This window comes from Kitasatospora putterlickiae (assembly GCF_039527695.1).
Classification (GTDB): Bacteria; Actinomycetota; Actinomycetes; order Streptomycetales; family Streptomycetaceae; genus Kitasatospora; species Kitasatospora putterlickiae.
Genome location: NZ_BAAAKJ010000286.1, coordinates 3,791 through 11,060, shown reverse-complemented (window position 1 = coordinate 11,060; position 7,270 = coordinate 3,791). Strand labels below are relative to the sequence as shown.

Here is a 7,270-nt window from a genome sequence, read left to right as displayed (position 1 = left end):
CCCGACGGGACTTGAACCCGCGACCTCCACCTTGACAGGGTGGCGAGCTAACCAACTGCTCCACGGGACCAGAGTGTTCCTGATCCGTCCGCTCCGCTTTCCTTTCGGGCCGCGCTGCGAACAAGACAGATCGTAGCCCATGCGGGGCCCCCAGGTCGAACCGGCTACCGGGGGCCCCGGGAGGGGCTCAGAGGGTGGCCCTGGCCGCCTCCATCGCCTTGGTGATCCGCTTCTCCGAGACCGGCGACGGCGTCCCCAGCGACTGGGCGAAGAAGCTGACCCGCAGTTCCTCGATCATCCAGCGGATCGCCCGCACCTCCGGGGAGGGCTCCCGCCCGGCCGGTACGGCCGCCAGCAGCTCCCCGTAGGCCTGCTGGACCTGCTGCACCTTCAGCAGCTGCTGGGCGTCCCGCTGCGGGTGGTTGGGCAGCGCCTCCAGCCGTCGGTCCACCGCCAGCAGGTAGCGCTTGAGGTCCGGCAGCCGCCGCCAGCCGGTCCCGGTGACGAAGCCCGGGTGCACCAGCGAGGCCAGGTGCAGCCGGATGTCGTTCACCGCGTTCAGCAGCACCGGGCTGCCCACCGACTTCAGCCGGGTCGACGCCTTGTGGAAGGCGATCAGCGCGGTGGCCGTCTTCAGCGTGGTGTCCGCCGAGAGGTCGTACAGATCGGCCCGGACCTTGTCGCGCAGCACGCCGAACGCCGCCTCGTCCCAGGCCGGTCCGCCGGCGATCGTCATCAGCCGGTCGGCGGCGCAGGCCACCACGTCCTCGAACAGCGCCGGGATCGAGCCGTGCGGGTTGTACGACAGCGCGAGCTTGGCCTGGTTGCCCAGCCGGCCCTGGATCGACTTGGCGGGCGAGGTGGTGGAGAGCATCAGCAGCCGCCGGGTGCCCTCCCACATCGCCTTCCCCTGCGCCTCCGGGGTGTCGAACAACCGGACGCCGACCGTCTCCCCCTCGTCCACCAGGGCCGGGTAGGCGCGCAGCGAGTGGCCGCGGGAGCGCTGCTCGAAGGTGCGCTGCAGCACCGGCAGGCCCTCCGGCCAGGCGGTCAGCCCGGACCGCTCGACGCCCCGCCCGGAGGCGGCCGAGGAGAGCGTCTCCTTCAGCTTCGGGTTGAGGCGCCGCCGCAGCTCCTCCAGGTCCTTGGACTCGGCGAGGCGCTTGCGGCCGTCCACCACCCGGAAGGTCACCTTGAGGTGCTCGGGGACCCGTTCCTCGTCCCAGGCCTCCGGGGGCACCGTGACGGCCGTCAGCCGCTTCAGGGCGTGCTCCAGGGCCGGCAGCAGCGGCTCCTGGCGCTCCTGGTGGTTCCTCAGCGCGCGCAGCGCGGCGCGGGCGAAGTCCGGGGCGGGCACGAAGTTGCGGCGCACCGCCTTCGGCAGCGCCTTGATCCAGGCGGTGACCAGCTCCTCGCGCAGGCCGGGGATCTGCCAGTCGAAGCCCTCCGCGGTGACCTGGTTGAGCACCGGCAGCGGGATGTGCACGGTCACGCCGTCCGCGTCGCTGCCCGGCTCGAACTGGTAGGTGAGCTTGAAGCGGAGCTTCCCCTGCTCCCAGTAGTCGGGGTAGTCGGCCTCGGTGACGCCGTCGGCGGCGTCGTTGATCAGCATCGACTTCTCGAAGTTGAGCAGGTCGGGCTGCTCCCGGCGGGCCTGCTTCCACCAGGAGTCGAAGTGCCGGGTGGAGACGACGTCGTCGGGCAGCCGGCCGTCGTAGAAGTCGAACAGGGTCTGGTCGTCGACCAGGATGTCCCGGCGGCGGGCCCGGTTCTCCAGCTCCTCGACCTCGCTGAGCAGCTTGCGGTTCTCGGCGAAGAAGCGGTGGTGGGTCTCCCAGTCGCCCTCGACCAGGGCGTTGCGGATGAACAGCTCCCGGCAGAGCTCCGGGTCGATCCGGCCGAAGTTGACCTTGCGCTGCGCGACCACCGGCACCCCGTAGAGGGTGACCTTCTCGTAGGCCAGGACGGCCCCGGCCTTCTTCTCCCAGTGCGGCTCGCTGTAGCTGCGCTTCACCAGGTGACCGGCCAGCGGCTCGACCCACTCCGGCTCGATCTTCGCGTTGATCCGGGCCCAGAGCCGGGAGGTCTCCACCAGCTCGGCGGACATCACCCAGCGCGGCGGCTTCTTGAACAGGCCCGAGCCGGGGAAGACCGCGAACCGGGCGCCGCGCGCGCCGCCGTACTCGCGCTTCTCCACGTCGTACAGGCCGATGTGCGAGAGCAGGCCGGCCAGCAGCGACTGGTGGATCCGGTCGGCGTCCGGCTCGGCGTCGTCGTGCGCCTCCTCGATGGTGACGCCGAGCTGCTTGGCGACCGTGCGCAGCTGGGAGTAGATGTCCTGCCACTCCCGTATCCGCAGGTAGTTGAGGAACTCGGCCTTGCACATCCGGCGGAACGCGGAGGAGGACAGCTCGCGCTGCTGCTCGCGCACGTAGCGCCACATCGACAGGAAGGAGAGGAAGTCGGAGGTCTCCGAGGTGAACCGGCGGTGCCGCTCGTCGGCGGCCTGGCGCTTCTCGGCGGGGCGCTCGCGCGGGTCCTGGATGGAGAGCGCGGCGGCGATCACCATGACGTCGCGCACGCAGCCGTTCCTGTCCGCCTCCAGCACCATCCGGGCCATCCGGGGGTCCACCGGGAGCTGGGACAGCTTGCGGCCGAGCGGGGTGAGCCGCTTGCGGACGTCCTTCTCGTCCGGGTCGAGCGCGCCCAGCTCGTGCAGCAGGCTGACGCCGTCCTTGATGTTGCGGGAGTCCGGCGGGTCCAGGAACGGGAAGGCGGCGATGTCGCCGAGGCCGGCGGCGGTCATCTGGAGGATGACCGAGGCCAGGTTGGTGCGCAGGATCTCGGCGTCGGTGAACTCGGGGCGGGAGAGGAAGTCCTCCTCCGAGTAGAGCCGGATGCAGATGCCGTCCGAGGTGCGGCCGCAGCGGCCCTTGCGCTGGTTGGCGCTGGCCTGGCTGATCGCCTCGATCGGCAGCCGCTGGACCTTGGTGCGGTGGCTGTAGCGGGAGATCCGGGCGGTGCCCGGGTCGATCACGTACTTGATGCCGGGGACGGTGAGGCTGGTCTCGGCGACGTTGGTGGCCAGCACGATCCGGCGGGAGCCGGAGCGCTGGAAGACCTTGTGCTGTTCCGCGGAGCTCAGCCGGGCGTACAGCGGCAGGATCTCGGTGCTCCTGAGCTTCAGCTTCCCGAGCGCGTCGGCGGTGTCGCGGATCTCGCGCTCGCCGGAGAGGAAGACCAGGATGTCGCCCGGGCCCTCGGCCTGGAGCTCCTCGGCGGCGTCGCAGATCGCCTGGATCTGGTCGCGGTCGCGGTCCGCCTCGTCGGCGTCGTCCTCGTCGTTCCCGTCCACGACCGGGCGGTAGCGGACCTCGACCGGGTAGGTGCGGCCGGAGACCTCGACGATCGGGGCGTCCTCGAAGTGCCGGGAGAACCGCTCCGGGTCGATGGTCGCCGAGGTGATGATCACCTTGAGGTCGGGGCGGCGGGGCAGCAGCTGCTTGAGGTAGCCGAGCAGGAAGTCGATGTTGAGGCTGCGCTCGTGCGCCTCGTCGATGATCAGGGTGTCGTACTGGCGCAGCTCGCGGTCGGTCTGGATCTCCGCGAGCAGGATGCCGTCGGTCATCAGCTTGACCAGGGTGTCCGGGCCGACCTGGTCGGTGAACCGGACCTTCCAGCCGACCGCCTCGCCGAGCGGGCTGCGCAGCTCCTCGGCGACCCGCTCGGCCACCGTGCGGGCGGCGATCCGGCGGGGCTGGGTGTGGCCGACCAGACCGCGCACGCCGCGGCCCAGCTCCAGGCAGATCTTCGGGATCTGGGTGGTCTTGCCGGAGCCGGTCTCGCCCGCCACGATCACCACCTGGTGGTCGCGGACGGCCGCGAGGATCTCGTCCTTCTTCTGGCTGACCGGCAGCTCGGCGGGGTAGTCGATGGCCGGTACGGCGGCGCGGCGGCGCTCGACCAGCAGCTCGGCCCTGGCGACCTCGGCGGCGAGCTCGGCGGCGATCTTCGCGCGCGCCTCGGGCTTGCGGACCCGGCGCGCGCCGTCCAGCCGGCGGCCGATCCGCACCTGGTCGCGCAGGGTCAGCTCGGGCAGGCGCGCGGCCAGCTCGCCGATGCCGGGCCCCTCGCTCCGGGGGGACTCGGCGGCGGACTGGACTGCGGGAGAACTCACGGCGGGCATCCCTCTAGGTTCGCAAGGAGATGCGGTGGAGCGCACCTCGGTTTTCGAGCGACTCCAGTGTCACAGGGGACGCCGGTCCGCTGCCAATGGCGGCCCGGGGTGCCGTCCGCCACCTCTCCGTGAACGTGACCAGGGCGATGACGGCGAGGGCGGTGCGTCCACGGTGGACACGCCGCTCCCCGGGTGATGCCGCGCCATCACCCGGGGAGCGGTGGTCCGAGCCGCGGAATCAGCCCTCCTGGAGGACGAAGTCGCGGACCAGGCCGGACCAGGCGGCGGCCTGCTCGTAGACGACGACGTGGCCGCTGTCGATCTCCGCGTAGGTGCTGCCGGTGATGGCGTCGGCGAGCTCGCGGGTGAGGCCGACCGGGACGGTGCCGTCCTGGGTGCAGCCGATCACCAGGGTGCGGGCGGTGATCCGGGGCAGCAGCGGGCGGATGTCGGCGCTCAGGTTGAGGTCGATGTGGCGCAGCGCGCCCTCGGTGGGCTGGTTGCCCTTGATGATGGCGTCGAGCACCTCGGCCGGGAGGGAGTTCAGGTGGTCGCGGCTGAACGAGGTCAGGGTGCCGAACCGGCCGAAGGCCTCGGCGTCGCCGCGGATGGCGCGCCAGGTGGTCATGTGGTTGCTCAGGTAGGCGTCGTCCGGGCGGCTCCAGCCGGCCGTGAGCACCAGGCTGCGCACCAGCTCGGGGCGAAGGGCGGCGAGGGTGGCGGCGACCAGCGAGCCGAGCGAGAAGCCGACCAGGTCGGCCGGGCCGTCGCCGGCCGCCTCGATCACGGCGGCGATCTGCCCGGCGAGCAGCTCGGGGGTCAGCTCGCGGCCGTCGTCCTCGGTGTCGCCGCAGCCGGCGAAGTCCGGCAGCAGGACGGTGCGGACGTCGGTGAAGCCGCCGGCGAGGTGGCCGAAGGTGCCCGCGGCGCCGAAGCCGGTGCCGTGCACGAGGACCAGGGGCGGGTGGCCGGAGCCCTCGACGGCGTAGGAGACGCGGGCGCTGGGGCTGGTGGCGAAGGGCATGGCGGAGGTTCTCCTCGGGAGGCGGAAGGAACGGGACGGACGGGTCAGACGAGGCTCTTGGCCGCGCCGCCGTCGTCGACGGCGGGCGCGGCCGGGCGGGGGGCGCGTTCGAAGCCGAGCGCGACCAGGACCAGGGCGACGATGCCGCCGGTGGCGACCAGCACGGCGGTGCGCAGGCCGTCGGTGGTGGCCGAGCGCAGCGCCTCGCCGGTCAGGCCCCCGGTGCCGGCGTTGGCGATCGCCACCAGCGCGCCGAGGCCGACCGCGCTGCCGACCTGCTGGCCGGTGGAGACGATGCCGGAGGCGATGCCCTGCTCGTAGGGGTGCACCCCGGTCGCGGAGGCGGCGAACATCGTGGTGAAGATGACGCCCTGGCAGACGCTGAGCACCACCAGGCCGGGCAGCAGGGCGACGTAGCGGCCGTCCGGCGCCATGGTCAGCGCCGTCGCGGCGGTGCCGAGCGCGCCGAGCAGGTAGGAGGCGATCAGCGTGTCGCGGGCGCCGAACCGGGTGGCGAGCCGCCCGCCCAGCATCGAGCCGAGGAAGCCGCAGGCCATCGGGATCAGGAAGGCGACGCCGGTGCGCAGCGCGCTGTACTCGTGCACGGTCTGGAAGTAGACGGTCAGGAAGTACAGCAGGGTGCCGAAGCTCGCCATGAACAGGAAGGTGGTGACCACGCCGGTGGACAGGTTGCGGTTGCGGAACAGCCGCAGCGGCATCAGCGGGTCGCCGGACCGGGCCTCGATCGCCACGAAGGCGGCGAGCAGGCCGAGGCCGAGCACGGCGGTGGTCAGCACCAGCGGGGAGGTCCAGCCGGAGGCGGGGGCCTGGACCAGGGTGAAGACCACCAGGGTGGCGCCGGCGGTGGCGGTCAGCGCGCCGGGCAGGTCGAAGGAGCGGCCGCCCTCGCGCGGGCCGTCGGCGGGGATCAGCCGGGGGGCGAGCAGGGCGGCGCCGCCGGCCAGCGGCACGTTGACGTAGAACACCGCCTGCCAGCCGAAGGCCTCGGTGAGCACCCCGCCGGCCAGCGAGCCGATGATCATGCCGCTGGCGCCGGCCGCGGCCCAGACCGACAGGGCCCGGTTGCGCTCGCGGCCCTCGGCGAAGCCGGTGACCACCAGGGCGAGGGTGGCGGGGAACAGGAAGGCGCCGCCGAGGCCTTGCAGGGCGCGGGCCGCGATCAGCAGGCCGGGGGTGGTGGCCAGGCCGCCGAGCAGCGAGGAGCCGGCGTACAGCAGCAGGCCGAGGACGAACATCCGGCGGCGGCCGAACAGGTCGGAGGCCCGGCCGCCGAAGAGCAGGAAGCCGCCGAAGGCGACCGCGTAGGCGCTGACCACCCACTGCAGGGTCTGCGCGGAGAAGCCGAGGCCGCCGCCGATCTCCGGGAGCGCCACGTAGACGATGTTGTAGTCGATCGAGACGATCAACTGGGCGAACGCCAGCAGGGCCAGCAGGAGGCCCGAGCGGCGCGGCCCGGCGGCCTGCTCGGCGCCGGCGGACGGGGACATGGGGGAGCCTTTCGGAGGCGGTCGGGGGAGCGCGGGGCGGTACGGGGGCGTGCGGGGGCGCGAGCCGTCACGGCCCGGGGGTCAGGACGACCCGGCGGCCGTTCAACTCGCCTTTCTCCAGGCGCTGGTGGATCTCGGCGGCGGCGCTCAGCGGGCGCGTCTCCAGGGCCCGCGGGCGCAGCCGCCCGGCCGCGAGCAGCCGGTTGACGGTGACCGCGGCGTCGGCGAGCTCGGCGGTGGTGGCGTGCGAGATGGCGAACCCGCGGATCGAGCCGTCCTTCATGTAGAGCGGCCCGGCGGGCAGTTCGGGGCGGGAGCGGGCGCCGGCGAGCAGCACGATCCGGCCGCGCGGGGCGAGCAGGTCGACGGCGGTGGCGAGGTCGTTGGTGCCGGAGGTGTCGACGTGGACGTCGACGCCGCCGGGGCAGGCGGCGCGCAGCCGGTCGGGCAGGTCGGGGGCGCGGTAGTCGAGCACCTCGGTGGCGCCGAGGGCCCGGCAGTGCCCGGTGTCGGCGGGGCTCGCGGTGGCGACCACCCGGGCGCCGGCCTCGGCGACCAGCG

At 73.0% G+C, this 7,270-nt stretch carries 4 protein-coding genes; all 4 read right to left on the bottom strand.

Annotation, left to right across the window (positions count from 1 at the left end; translation table 11 throughout):
- Positions 1-187 precede the first annotated feature (187 nt).
- Complete coding sequence (hrpA, locus tag ABD308_RS27805; protein WP_425554862.1) at positions 188-4,177, bottom strand: ATP-dependent RNA helicase HrpA; 3,990 nt, start codon at positions 4,175-4,177, stop codon at positions 188-190.
- Positions 4,178-4,415: 238 nt separating this feature from the next.
- Positions 4,416-5,201: an alpha/beta fold hydrolase gene (locus ABD308_RS27800; RefSeq protein ID WP_344340087.1), complete on the bottom strand. Its 786-nt coding sequence runs from the start codon at positions 5,199-5,201 to the stop codon at positions 4,416-4,418.
- A 44-nt stretch (positions 5,202-5,245) separates the two neighbouring features.
- On the bottom strand, positions 5,246-6,709 hold the full coding sequence (locus ABD308_RS27795) for an MFS transporter (RefSeq protein ID WP_344340085.1): 1,464 nt from the start codon (positions 6,707-6,709) through the stop codon (positions 5,246-5,248).
- A 67-nt stretch (positions 6,710-6,776) separates the two neighbouring features.
- Positions 6,777-7,270, bottom strand: a 494-nt coding sequence (locus ABD308_RS27790; RefSeq protein ID WP_344340080.1) for a zinc-binding dehydrogenase, incomplete at its 5' end; no start/stop codon positions are given.